Source organism: Kitasatospora sp. NPDC094016, assembly GCF_040304045.1.
GTDB lineage: Bacteria > Actinomycetota > Actinomycetes > Streptomycetales > Streptomycetaceae > Kitasatospora.
On the sequence record NZ_JBEOUK010000036.1, the window covers coordinates 38,279 to 50,358 of the forward strand.

General features: G+C 72.8%; 10 protein-coding genes and 1 tRNA gene. 8 read left to right on the forward strand and 3 right to left on the reverse strand.

Features of this window, described 5'->3' with window-relative positions; genetic code table 11:
* Window positions 1-97: 97 nt before the first annotated feature.
* Window positions 98-1,552, forward strand: a complete 1,455-nt coding sequence (der, locus tag ABT015_RS27755; RefSeq protein ID WP_350883723.1) for a ribosome biogenesis GTPase Der — start codon at window positions 98-100, stop codon at window positions 1,550-1,552.
* A 134-nt stretch (window positions 1,553-1,686) separates the two neighbouring features.
* On the opposite strand, the gene ABT015_RS27760 is transcribed toward der, so the two are convergent.
* Both ABT015_RS27760 and ABT015_RS27765 read right to left on the reverse strand, forming a co-directional pair.
* Window positions 1,687-2,436, reverse strand: a complete 750-nt coding sequence (locus tag ABT015_RS27760) for a hypothetical protein (RefSeq protein WP_350883725.1) — start codon at window positions 2,434-2,436, stop codon at window positions 1,687-1,689.
* A gap of 270 nt (window positions 2,437-2,706) precedes the next feature.
* Complete coding sequence (locus ABT015_RS27765) at window positions 2,707-3,549, reverse strand: DUF8842 C-terminal domain-containing protein (protein WP_079135943.1); 843 nt, start codon at window positions 3,547-3,549, stop codon at window positions 2,707-2,709.
* A gap of 596 nt (window positions 3,550-4,145) precedes the next feature.
* Here ABT015_RS27765 and ABT015_RS27770 point away from each other — a divergent pair.
* The 7 genes from ABT015_RS27770 to ABT015_RS27800 all read left to right on the forward strand — a co-directional run bounded on the left by ABT015_RS27770 (window position 4,146) and on the right by ABT015_RS27800 (window position 10,320).
* On the forward strand, window positions 4,146-4,904 hold the full coding sequence (locus ABT015_RS27770; RefSeq protein ID WP_350883728.1) for a transglycosylase family protein: 759 nt from the start codon (window positions 4,146-4,148) through the stop codon (window positions 4,902-4,904).
* 339 nt (window positions 4,905-5,243) lie between these two features.
* Complete coding sequence (locus tag ABT015_RS27775; RefSeq protein ID WP_350883730.1) at window positions 5,244-5,720, forward strand: transglycosylase family protein; 477 nt, start codon at window positions 5,244-5,246, stop codon at window positions 5,718-5,720.
* Window positions 5,721-5,808: 88 nt separating this feature from the next.
* Window positions 5,809-6,507, forward strand: a complete 699-nt coding sequence (locus tag ABT015_RS27780; RefSeq protein WP_350883786.1) for an alpha-ketoglutarate-dependent dioxygenase AlkB — start codon at window positions 5,809-5,811, stop codon at window positions 6,505-6,507.
* A 210-nt stretch (window positions 6,508-6,717) separates the two neighbouring features.
* Window positions 6,718-7,584, forward strand: coding sequence for an acyl-CoA thioesterase (locus ABT015_RS27785; protein ID WP_350883732.1), 867 nt, complete (start codon window positions 6,718-6,720; stop codon window positions 7,582-7,584).
* Window positions 7,585-7,845: 261 nt separating this feature from the next.
* Window positions 7,846-8,637: a DUF1684 domain-containing protein gene (locus tag ABT015_RS27790; protein ID WP_350883735.1), complete on the forward strand. Its 792-nt coding sequence runs from the start codon at window positions 7,846-7,848 to the stop codon at window positions 8,635-8,637.
* Window positions 8,638-8,699: 62 nt separating this feature from the next.
* Window positions 8,700-10,091 (forward strand): MFS transporter, encoded by a 1,392-nt coding sequence (locus ABT015_RS27795; RefSeq protein ID WP_402449786.1) that lies wholly within the window; start codon window positions 8,700-8,702, stop codon window positions 10,089-10,091.
* A 155-nt stretch (window positions 10,092-10,246) separates the two neighbouring features.
* A tRNA-Pro gene (locus ABT015_RS27800) sits at window positions 10,247-10,320 on the forward strand.
* Window positions 10,321-10,712: 392 nt separating this feature from the next.
* Here the strand turns inward: ABT015_RS27800 and ABT015_RS27805 are convergent.
* Window positions 10,713-11,957 carry a tyrosine-type recombinase/integrase gene (locus ABT015_RS27805; RefSeq protein WP_350883737.1) on the reverse strand — a complete coding sequence of 415 codons (1,245 nt, stop codon included), beginning with the start codon at window positions 11,955-11,957 and terminating at the stop codon, window positions 10,713-10,715.
* Between the last annotated feature and the right edge of the window lie 123 nt (window positions 11,958-12,080).

Consider the following 12,080-nt stretch of genomic DNA (forward strand, 5'->3'; position numbering starts at 1 on the left):
AGGTGCCGCGGAGAAAACCATCGCGCTGCCCCGAGCGGGGCAGGTACGCACGGCGCGCCCCTGGGAAGGGCCGCGCCGGGAAACGGAACAGACGAACATGACCGCAGAGCACTCCGACACCGACCACGGTGGACTGGACGCCGCCGACTACGCCGAGTTCATGGCCATCGCCGCCGAGGAAGGCTTCGACGTCGACGGCGTGGACGGCTTCGACGGCGCCGAGCACGTACCGCTGCCGGTGCTGGCCGTCGTCGGCCGCCCGAACGTCGGCAAGTCGACCCTGGTGAACCGCATCATCGGCCGCCGTGAGGCCGTCGTCGAGGACAAGCCGGGCGTCACCCGCGACCGGGTCACCTACGAGGCCAGCTGGAACGGCCGCCGCTTCAAGGTCGTCGACACCGGCGGCTGGGAGATCGACGTCCTCGGCATCGACGCGATGGTGGCCGCGCAGGCCGAGCTCGGCATCGAGCAGGCCGACGCGGTCCTGTTCGTGGTCGACGCCACCGTCGGCGCCACCGACACCGACGAAGCCCTGATCAAGCTCATCCGCCGGGCCGGCAAGCCGACCGTGCTGTGCGCCAACAAGGTCGACGGCCCGTCCACCGAGGCCGAGGCCGCCTACCTGTGGTCGCTCGGCCTGGGCGAGCCGTACCCCGTCTCCGCGCTGCACGGCCGAGGCTCGGGCGACCTGCTCGACGCCGTCATGGACGCGCTGCCCGAGGCCCCGCCGCAGACCTTCGGCGACGCCGCCCCCGGCGGCCCGCGCCGCATCGCGCTGATCGGCCGCCCGAACGTGGGCAAGTCCAGCCTGCTGAACAAGGTCGCCGGCGAGGAGCGGGTGGTCGTCAACGAGCTGGCCGGCACCACCCGTGACCCGGTCGACGAGATGATCGAACTCGCCGGCAAGACCTGGAAGTTCGTCGACACCGCCGGCATCCGGCGCCGCGTCCACCTGACCGCCGGCGCCGACTTCTACGCCTCGCTGCGCACCTCAGCCGCGCTGGAGAAGGCCGAGGTCGCAGTCGTCCTGGTCGACGCCAGCGAGACCCTCGCCGAGCAGGACACCCGGATCATCTCGATGGCCGTCGAGGCCGGGCGCGCCGTCGTCATCGCCTACAACAAGTGGGACCAGATGGACGAGGAGCGCCGCTTCTACCTGGAGCGCGAGATCGAGCGCGACCTCGTCCAGGTGCAGTGGGCCCCCCGGGTCAACGTCTCGGCCAAGACCGGCCGGCACATGGAGAAGCTCGTCCCGGCGATCGAGACCGCGCTGGAGGGCTGGGAGACCCGCATCCCGACCGCGCGGCTGAACGCCTTCCTCGGCGAGCTGGTGGCCGCGCACCCGCACCCGATCCGCGGTGGCAAGCAGCCGCGTGTCCTGTTCGGCACCCAGGCGGGCATCCGTCCGCCGCGGTTCGTGCTGTTCGCCTCGGGCTTCCTGGAGGCCGGCTACCGGCGCTTCATCGAGCGCCGGCTGCGTGAGGAGTTCGGCTTCGTCGGGACGCCGATCTCGATCTCGGTGCGGGTCCGGGAGAAGCGCAAGCGGAAGTAGGACGTCGTGATCCACCGGCAGTGGTCGGTGGGTGTCGGCAGCAGGTGTGGGCGAGGGCCCCGTCACGGTGGTGGCGGGGCCCTCGTCGTGTGTGCGGGGTCGTGCGGGCGTCGTGCGGGTGGTGCGCGGGTGGGTCAGTGGTGGTCGCCGTTGCGGCCCGGGGGGAGGGAGAGCATCTGGCGGTGGCGGCCGCCGGTGGGCGCGGCGGTGGCGACGCCGGTGGCGGTGCCCATGGCCGGGGCGGGGGCCGGGGGCGGCGCGGGCATCGCGTGCGGGAGCGGGCCGAGGTAGCCGGCGGCCACCCAGCCCTGGCCGTTGGTGAACTGGGACGGCGGGGGCGGGGTGTGCTGAGGGGCGGTGGCTGCCGGGGCGGCCTGGCCGAAGCCGTCGCTGGTCGGGGCGGCGGGCTCGGAGTGGGGGTGGGGGTGCGGGTGGGTGTGCGGCTGAGGGGCGCTGTGGCCGGTGTGGCCCATCGCGTCGTGGTGGGTGTGGCCCATCGCGCCGTGGCCGGAGTGCCCGGTGGCGCCGTGGTTGGCGGCGTGCCCTGCGGAGTGGCCGTGCTGCTGGCTCGGCATGTACTGCGGCAGGCCGGGCGCCTGCCCCCCGTAGCTGTGGAAGGCCTGGTGCTGGGGCGGGTACGGGCGCGGCTCGGCGAGCACCGGGTAGCCGTCGCGGACCGCGAAGCCGGTGAACTTCAGGTCCTCCTCGCCCGAGCGGTCGCCCGGGAGCGCGCGGAACAGCCGTCGGTACTCGGAGTACAGCTCGTCGTAGATCGGCGTCGTCGAGTGCGGGTGCTCCGCGTCGTACGACGGGCGCATGCCGGGGATCGAGCGGGGCGCGGTGGTGGACCGGCCGGGGGACGCGGAGACGTCGTAGCTGTACACACAGGGGCCAACGAGTGAGGCGGCACGGGGATGCGGGGTGCCGGGGCCCGGCCGGAAGGCGGCTTGTGCCGAGGGGGAGGCCGCCTTCCGGCGGGTGCGGAGCCCGGGTGCGGAGCCCGGGCGTGGAGCCCGGGTGCCGACGGGGTGGGACGCGGCTGGGGCTGGGGCTGGATGCTGAGGGGGCGGGCGGGGGCGCGGCTGGGCCGGGCGCGCGCTGCTTGGGCTGGGTGCCGACAGGGCGGGTGTCGGCGGTCCCGGGTGCCGAGGGGCTCAGGTACCGGCGAGGGGAAGGGAGGCGGCGACCACCTGGCCCAGTGCCACCGCCCGCTCCAGCGCCTGGCGGAGCAGGTCCTCGCGCGGCTGACGGCCCACCATCCCGGCCGGGACGGCGTACATGGTGACCTCGGAGAGCTGGCTCGCGGCCATCCGCCAGGCGTCGGTGACCTGGAGCGGCTGGTGCGCCTGCCACCAGCCGGTGCTGCCGCCGGCGGCAGCGGGCTGCAGGATCGCGTGCAGCTTGCCCATCGCCACCAGGACCGACCAGCCGCCGAGTTGGTCCGGGGTCTCGTCGAGGTCGGTGATGGCCTGGAAGCCGGCGTCCTGGAGCAGGTCGAGGAACTCGTCCTCGCCGGAGGTGCTGCCGGGGCGCCCGACCGGGCCGGTCGGTTCGACGACCAGCGAGGCGTGCCCGACCTTGCCGTGCAGCACCAGCCCGCAGGTGATGCCGAGGATGGCGGCCTGGCCCGGCGCGCTGGGCTGGGCGGTGGGGGCGGTCGCCGGGGTCGGCGCGGGAATGGGCACCAGCGGGTGCGCGGGCGCGGCCGGGGCGCCGGTCTGGGCCTGGCTGATGCTGCGGACGGCGCCGACCAGTTGCTCCTCGGCCACCGGCACCACCTGGGACGGGATGCAGCGGGCGTGGGCGAAGGCGAGTACGGCGGTCTCCTCGCCGACGAACAGGACGGTGCTGGTGGGCTCCGCGTGGGTGTCGCCGGAGGTGCGGCAGGAGGTGCATTCGTAGCTGTCCGGTGCGCGGTCGCCGCCGAGGAGGCGGTCCGCCTCGTCGTCGCCGATCTCGGACCGGACCTCGTCGCTGACGTCGAGCATGCGCGGCACGGGTTCTCCTCTTGGTGGGTGCGGTTGGCGGTCGGGGGCGGATACGGGGAGGTCGCCATGACCAACGGGCCCTTGTGTCAGGCGTCACGGGTGGTCGACGAGGCTGACGGGAATTGCCTCTGATCCGACCGCGCCGCGTGTTCTCGTGGTCGCAATGTGTCGATGTCGGTGGCAGGCCTGCCGGAATGGAACCGTGAGGTGAGTCACGCCGTCGTGATGTTTGATCTACGAATCGATGGCTAAATCGGGCATTTCGGGCATGATTGTGCGGTTATTACCGCTGGTAACCCTTGGCTGAGCTGGGCAGACCGGTGGAGTTTTGGTTTCCCCGCCGACCGGCTCGTAGCTTCATTGGCGGCGCAACGAGCGCCACCCGGGTTCACCCCCGACGCACCGCCCCTCCGGCTTCCCGCCGGATGCGGCAGGTGCCCGCCGACGCGATCGCTCGAAGAGGTCGCCGGCGAGCGGCTGGGTGGCCGGGGCGGCAAGCGGCACGTCCGACACGTGCACGGTCGCCCGACGGACGCGGCAAGTGAACGCGGCCCTCTCCAGGGCCTGGTTCCGCATGCCCGCCCGGGGCTTTCGAGAGGAACCCCATGACCTTCCGTCACGAGACCGCCGCTGCCACCACCTCCACGGCCACCAAGCGCAACCGCGTCCGGATGGCTGTCGTGGCGGGCGCCGCTGTCGCGGCCCTGCCGGTGGCCGGCCTCGTCACGGCCACCTCGGCCTCCGCCGCCTCCGTCTCCACCTGGGACTCCGTCGCCCAGTGCGAGAGCGGCGGCAACTGGGCCATCAACACCGGCAACGGTTTCTACGGCGGACTGCAGTTCACCTCCAGCACCTGGGCCGCCTTCGGCGGCACCGCCTACGCCTCGCAGGCCAACCAGGCCACCAAGGCGCAGCAGATCGCCGTCGCCGAGAAGGTGCTCGCCTCGCAGGGCCCGGGCGCCTGGCCCGTGTGCTCCGTCAAGGCGGGCCTGACCAAGGGCGGCGCCCCGGCGGCCGTCGACACCTCGGCCGGTTCCACCGCCGGTTCGACCGCCGCGAAGCCGGCCGCCCCGGCCGCCAAGCCGGCGCAGACCCAGGCCCCGAAGGCCGCCGCTGCGCCGAAGGCTGACGTCGCGCCGAAGGCCGCGCCGAAGAACGACGCCGCCAAGGGCGCCAAGGGCTGGACCGGCTCGAACGACGCCAAGCCGGCCAAGGGCGACAGCTACACCGTCAAGTCCGGTGACACCCTGAGCTCGATCGCCGCCGCGCAGGGCCTGGACTGGCACGACCTGTACAAGAACAACGCCAAGGTCATCGGTGGCAACCCCGACCTGATCCTCCCGGGCCAGACCCTGAGCGTCTGATCAGTTGAGCCTCTGAGCCTCTGGTCCTCTGGGTAGCTGAGTGCTCGATCGGCTGAGCGTTTGACACCGGCTCTCCGGGGTCTGCCGCCTGATGTCGGCTGTCCGACGTCCCCGGCCTGAGCTCGGCTCAGCGGGCCTCCCGGCCCCGGCGCTGTGCTGACACCACGGCCGCTTCTCCGCTTCGCGGGGGAGCGGCCGTTGGCGTTTCGGTGCTTGTGGCGTTTCTGCTGTTTCTGGCGCGTTCGGCGTGTTCGGAGTGTCGTTGGGGAGGGGCGTGCGGCGAGCAGCCTAGGGTCGGCTGCTGTGCCGCTTCCGTTTGACGAGCGTATGTGCCGGGTCGTGCTTCGGCTGGGCGTCGTCGTGGTGCTGCTGGCGGGGCCTTCGGCGATCCCCTGGGAGCGGGCCGGTGCGGCGGTCCGGGTCGCGGACGTCGTGTGGGACGGCCTCGCCGAGTGCGAGAGCGGCGGCGACTGGCAGGCCGACACCGGCAACGGCTACTACGGCGGCCTGCAGATCTGGCCGCCCACCTGGGAGGCCGCGGGCGGCTTGCGCTTCGCCGACCGCCCGGACCACGCGAGCCGCCGGGGGCAGACGACCGTCGGCGAGGAGATCCTCCGACGGCAGGGCTGGGAGGCGTGGCCGGACTGCGCGCGGGAGCTGGGGTTGATCGGTGGATCGCCGACTCCCGGTGGCGGTCCGACCTCCGGTGGCAGTCCGACCTCCGGTGGTGGTCCGGCCCCCGGTGGCGGTCCGGCCCCCGGTGGTGGTCCGGCCCCCGGTGGTGGTCCGGGCTCCCGAGACCGGCCGGGTTTCTGAGGCCGCCAGGGTTTCTGAGGCCGGCCGGGCTTCGGCCGTGGCGGTGCGGGAGGATGGTGGGGTGATCCAGGGTGAACTGTTCGGTGACCTGCCCGGTGCCGTCCCGGGCGGCCGGTCGGGGTCCGCTGCCGCGCGCGGGCGCGCCGAGCCCGCCCCCGGCGCCGTTCTCCTCCCCGGCTGGCTGGACGCCGAGGCCCAGTTGCGCCTGGTCGCCGCCTGCCGGGAGTGGGCCCGCCCACCGGCCGGTCTGCACGCCGTGCGGATGCCCACCGGCGGGATGATGTCCGTACGGATGGTCAGCCTCGGATGGCACTGGTATCCGTACGGTTATCGGAGGGACGCGGAGGACGGCACGCCCGTCAAGCCGTTCCCGCTCGAACTCGACCGCCTCGCCCGCCGCGCCGTCGCCGACGCCTACGGGCCGGACGCCCGGCAGATCGCCGGCGCCGCGTCGTACGAACCCGACACCGCGATCGTCAACCACTACCCGCACGGCGCGAAGATGGGCCTCCACCAGGACCGCGACGAGCGGACCGACGCGCCCGTGGTCTCACTCTCGCTCGGCGACGCCTGCGTGTTCCGACTCGGGAACACCGAGACCCGGACCCGCCCGTGGACCGACCTGGAACTGCGCAGCGGGGACCTCCTGGTGTTCGGCGGCCCGACCCGGTTCGCGTACCACGGCGTGGTGCGCACGCTGCCCGGCACGGCGGATCCGGCGCTTGGCCTGGTCGGCCGACTCAACATCACCGTGCGGCAGTCGGGGCTGGCGGCGGGGGAGGCATGAGCCCGGGCGTGCGTTCGTCCGCCTGGTGACCGCTCTTCTCCCTGACTGCTCGCTTACTCGTTCGAGTGAATCGGCTCCTTCGGCCCGGTACGCGGGAATGACCCCGGTCGCCCGAGAATTCGAGTGGGTTGGAGAATTCGATCAGGACGGGCGCCGGAGCCGGGCGGAAGACCTCCGCCGGGGCCGTGGGCCTGGAGAGGAAGCGCACGCATGGGTACCCCCGTCGACGACCTTGTCGACCTGCTCGACCTGGAGCAGATCGAACTGAACATCTTCCGCGGGCGCAGCCCCGAGGAGGCGCTGCAGCGGACGTTCGGCGGCCAGGTCGCCGGGCAGGCGCTGGTCGCGGCCGGGCGCACGGTGGACGGCGACCGCCCGGTCCACTCGCTGCACGCCTACTTCCTGCGCCCCGGGGTGCCCGGCGTGCCGATCGTCTACCAGGTCGACCGGATCCGCGACGGCCGCTCCTTCACCACGCGCCGGGTGCTCGCCATCCAGGGCGGCCGGTCGATCTTCGCCCTCACCGCCGACTTCCACCGCCCCGAAGAGGGCGGCATCGAGCACCAGCACCCCATACCGGACGTCCCCGCGCCCGAGGACCTGCCCAGCGCGCTGGAGGAGGTCGGCTCCCGGCTCGGCGAACTCCCCCCGTTCATCAGCCGCCGTCAGCCCTTCGACATCCGCTACGTCGACCGGCTGCGCTGGACGAAGGAGGAGCTGGCCGGGGTCGAGGCGCGCAGCGGCGTCTGGCTGCGGACGGACGGCCCGCTGCCGGACGACCCGCTGATCCACGTCTGCGCCCTCACCTACGCCAGCGACATGACGCTGCTCGACGCCGTCCGCGCCCCCGTCGAGCCGCTCTGGGGCACCCGGCACTTCGACATGGCCTCGCTGGACCACGCGATGTGGTTCCACCGCCCGTTCCGCACGGACGACTGGCTGCTGTACCAGCAGGAGTCCCCGATCGCCCACGGCGCGCGCGGCCTCGCGCGCGGGCAGATCTTCGACCGGAGCGGGCGGCTGGTGGTGTCGGTGGTGCAGGAGGGGTTGTTCCGGCCGCTGGGCGCCGGCCGCTGACGGGGCGGGCGCGTGGGCGCGTGGGCGCGTGGGCGCGTCGGCGGCCGGGTGTCGGGGTGCCGGGGTGCCGGGGTGTCGGGTGCCGGGATGTCGGCGTCGGTGGTGCTGCCGTCGTGACGCCGTGTTGCCGCCCTGTGGCTGCCCTGTGGCGGTTCCGGCAGGCGGGAATGATCCGTCCGGGTGCGCGGCGTTGTGGTGGGTGACCGAGTTGGACGGCCCGAACAGCGGGCCGTCCGAGGACCGCAGTGGGAGGGTGTACCGATGACGGCGACGGCCGCGGAGGACTGGAAGCACTGGAGCGACGGCCGGGCGGCGTCGGTGAGCGCGCCACACGGCCAGCTCGCACTCACCGGCACGCACTGGTTGGAGCCCGAACCCGCCGAGATCGTCGGCCTGCCCGGGCGCTGGTGGGCCGACGCCGAGGGCGTCCGGGTCCGGGCGGCGGCCGCGGACGGCATCACCGTCGGCGGCGCCGACGGGCCGGTCGACGGCGAGGCGCTGCTCCGCCCCGACACCGATCCGGCCGCCGACACCGCCACCCTCGGCGACGTCGTGCTCGTCCCGATCGAGCGCGAGGGCGAGCTCGCCCTGCGGGTCTTCGACCCGGCCGCGCCGCGCCGGACGGCCTTCGCGGGAATCTCCGCCTACCCGTACTCGCCGGAGTGGGCCGTCCCCGCCGTCTTCACCCCGTTCGAGGAGGACGGTGCCCAGTCCGTGCTCGTCCCCAACGCGGACGGCAAGGAGCGCCCGCTCGCCGTCACCGGGCAGATCGCCTTCACCGTCGCCGGCGAGCACCGCACGCTGACCGTCAGCCGCTCCGGCGACCGCCTCACGGGCGTCATCGCGGACGCGACCAGCGGCATCGACACCTACCGGTTCCGCTTCATCACCCTCCCCGCCCCGGACGCGGACGGCCGCACCGTCCTCGACCTCAACCGGGCCTACCTGCCGCCGTGCGCCTTCGCCGACCACTTCATCTGCCCCTTCCCGCCGCCGGGCAACCGGCTTGACTTCGCGGTGGAGGCGGGGGAGAAGCAGGTCCTGACCAGGTAGGACGGGCCGCTGCCCGGCCCCGGTGCGGGGAGCGGGGAGGCCGGGGCGGACCATGGAGGGTTGTGTCGACCAATCATCCTGCCAATCCCGCCCCGGCGTCCGACCCCGCCCCGACGCCTGCCCCTGCCCCAGAATCCGATGCCGCCGAGGCCTCCGCCGCCTCTTCGGCGGAGGAGCCACCCTCCGACGCCTCCTCCCCGCCGGCCGGAACCGAGACCCTCCCCTGGTACCGGCGGGCCTTCGCCGACCTCAGCCCGCTGCGCGACCACCCCGACTACCGCCGGGTCTGGTTCGGGCAAGCGGTCTCCTCCATAGGCCAGCAGATGACGGCCGTCGCCGTCTCCGTCCAGGTCTACGACGAGACCGGCTCCGCCTTCGCGACCGGCCTGGTCGGCCTCTTCTCCTTCTTCCCGCTCGTCGCCTTCGGCCTGTACGGCGGCGCGATCGCCGACACCGTCGACCGGCGCAAGCTCGGCCTGATCGGGTCGGCCGGGCTCGCCGTCGTCTCCGCCGTCCTCGCCGTACAGGCCCTGGCCGGCCTCGGCCAGGTCGCCGTCCTCTACGCCGCCGTCGCCGCCCAGGCCGGCTTCTTCGCCCTCAGCTCGCCCGCCCGCTCCGCGATGATCCCCAGGCTCGTCCCCGGCCACCAGCTCCCCGCGGCGAACGCGCTGAACACCGTCAGCATGAACCTCGGCCTCACCGTCGGACCCATGCTCGGCGGCATCCTCATCGGCGCCTACGGCACCCAGGCCGCCTACCTGGTCGACACCGTCGCCTTCGCCGGCACCCTCTACGCGATGTGGCGCCTGCCCGCCATGCGCCCGCTCGGCGACCGCAAGGGCCGCGCCTCCGTCCTCGACGGCCTCCGCTTCCTGCGCGAGCAGCCCAACCTGCGCACCAGCTTCCTCGCCGACCTGGCCGCGATGATCTTCGGCATGCCGCGCGCCCTCTTCCCCGCCATCGCGGTCACCTTCTACGGCGGCGACGCCCGCACCGTCGGCCTCCTGGTCGCCGCCCCCGCCGTCGGCGCCCTCACCGGCGCCCTCTTCTCCGGCTGGGTCGGCCGCATCCACCGCCAAGGCGCCGCCGTCCTCGTCGCCGTCGCCGCCTGGGGCCTCGCCATCGCCGCCTTCGGCGCCCTCCACAACCTCTGGCTCGGCCTCCTCCTGCTCGCGGTCGCCGGCTGCGCCGACACCGTCAGCATGATCTTCCGCAACACGATGATGCAGGTCGCCGCCCCCGACGAGATGCGCGGCCGCCTCCAGGGCATCTTCATCGTCGTCGTCGCCGGCGGCCCTCGCCTCGGCGACTTCGAGTCCGGCGCCGTCGCCGCCCTCACCAACCCCGCCACCTCCGTGATCACCGGCGGCCTCGCCTGCGTCGCCGCCGTCCTCCTCCTCGCCGCCCGCCGCCCCGCCTTCCTCACCTACGACGCCCGCCACCCCACCCCCTGACCCACTCCGACCTGTCCCGACCCACCCACCCCCAACCCGGCAGCGAGCACCCCTCCACGTGCTGTATTGTTTTCCACGTCGCCGGGACAACCGGAGACAAGGTCGAGAAGCCCACAGCAGAGCCCCCCAGGCCCTGCCGCCGGGCACCGAGACCACGGGACGTGGCGCAGCTTGGTAGCGCACTTGACTGGGGGTCAAGGGGTCGCAGGTTCAAATCCTGTCGTCCCGACTGTGAAGTCGGTTGCGAGAGCGGGTACTTGGGAAACCAGGTGCCCGCTCTCTTGCTGTGGTGGTCGCAGTGTGGTCGCGGACGCTCGTTCGCGTCGTTTCAGGGGGCGCATCCGGGGGCGTGGGGCGCTTGGGCGTAATCGATATGCGGCTTTTGTCTGTTCAGTTGAGGTAGCTGAGCGTAGTTCTTCGTTGAGTGGGCTCCTGCCCCGCGTCGAAAGCGGCCTGGGTTCCCGGAAGTGGGCATGCCTGTGGAGCCCGCGGCGTCAGGTGTGGTGGCTGCGGGCTGAGTGAGCGTCAAATGATGGACCGGTGGTTCCGGCCGTTTAGCTGGTCCGTGCCGAGTTCTGGGCGGGCCTGGTGGACCGGGGTGGCTGTGGCTGTGCGGTTGTGTCAGGCCGCGTGACTGAACAGTGGGTTCGGCAAGGGGCCGGCGAGGGTGTAGGTGCTGCAGTGGGTGCGGGACTCGGCGAGGTGGAGTCTGGTTTCGATGGTGTGGACCGCGGCCATGGCGACGTCCCAGGTCAGGTGGCTGTAGATGTTCGCGGTGGTCGACAGGGTGGAGTGCCGCAGGGTCTTGGAGATGACGGCCATGGGCACGTTGCCCTCCAGGGCGAGGGTGGCGGCGAGGTGGCGCAGGTCGTGGATGGTGACGTGGGGAAGTCCGGCCTGTTCGCGCAGTTCGTGGAAGCGCCGGCGGACGGCGGCCGGGTGGAGTGGCTTGCCGTCGACGTCCTGGAAGACGTGGCCGTTGTCCGGGGAGGTGTTCCTGGCCATCGCGCGTTCGAGGGCAGCGGCGACGCGGCCGGACAGGGGGACCCAGTTGCGGCTCTTCTTGGTCTTCGGTGCGGTCAGGACGAGTTCGTGGTTGTCGATCGCGGAGAGGGTGTGGCGGATGTACATGACGCGGTCGTCGAGGCGGACGCACTGGCGTTGGAGGCCGAGGGCTTCTCCCTTGCGCAGGCCGGTGCCGATGATGACCTCGAAGAGGTCGGCGAAGGCGGGGTCGACGCCTCGGCAGTGACTCAGGAACGCGACGGCCTGTTCAGCGGTCCAGGGGACGCGTTCGGCGGCTTGGGGCCTGCGCATGGGCAGGGGCTGGGCGGCGTTGTAGGGGAGGCGGTGGGTGCGCACGGCGGTGCCCAGGGCGCTGGAGAGCGTGGCGAGGCAGTGGTAGACGGCCTGGCGTCCGCGGCCGGCTTCGAGCTGCTGGTGGGTGTAGGCGGCGATGTGGTCGTGGGCGAGTTCCTCCAGGCGTATCTTGCCGAAGACGGGGATGAGTTCGCAGAGCACGTAGGTGCGGTAGCGGGCGTAGGTGGTGGGCTTGAGCAGGAACTCCATGCTCTTGAGCCACTTGGTGAGGTAGGCGGCCACAGTCTCGTGCGGGTCGGCGTCGAAGCCCAGCAGGCGTCCCTCCAGGAAGCGCCGAAGCGCCGTCTCGGCGTACCACTCGTCCTCGAACCCGCCGCGGCGTATGGTGCGCCTGCGGCCGTTGAGGGACGGGATGTCGACGGCGAAGGTCCACGTGCCGTGCTTCTCCTCGGCGAGGCGTGGGCACTTCGCGCCGAGCTGACGCCGGGTGGCATCGCGGCACCCGCATCGGCGGTAGACCCGGCCCGGCCGTCCTGACCTGCGCACTCCGTGTACCTCCTGTGGCTGTGACTCATTGATCAGTTCGCGGAGGCTACAGGCGCCGCGATCGCATGATCGTCTGCGACCACCATGCGATCACCAACGCGAAACTGGGGCTCTGACCTGGCG